The following is a 284-nucleotide window of genomic DNA, read 5'->3' as shown; positions in this document are numbered from 1 at the left end:
CCCGCCCGCTCGCCGCTCTCGGGCGAGGACCGCAGCGTCCGGCTGTCCAGGATCACCGCAGACGGCTCCGGCTTGCGATCCCCTGCCATCCGTGGAACCGCCCGTAGGTCCCCGGCCACATCGGTGAAGCACTCCGCAGCCAGCCAGCGCTGCGTCTTGCTGGTACACCGCCGCCCACGGCGGCAGGTCGTGCGGCATGAACCGCCACGGCGCCCCCGTCTTCACGATGAACCGCAAGCCGTTGAACACCTCGCGCAGGTCGTGGTCACGCTGGCCCGAACTCT

Annotated in this window: 1 pseudogene; it reads right to left on the bottom strand. The window is 70.8% G+C overall.

The annotated features are described in order from the left end of the window. Positions 1 to 284: pseudogene (locus FV233_RS29960) on the bottom strand (transposase); the annotation flags it as partial.

The organism is Methylobacterium sp. WL7 (assembly GCF_008040085.1).
Lineage (GTDB): Bacteria > Pseudomonadota > Alphaproteobacteria > Rhizobiales > Beijerinckiaceae > Methylobacterium > Methylobacterium mesophilicum.
Note: the sequence above shows the minus strand (reverse complement) of the source record. Positions and strands in the feature narration are given on the sequence as shown.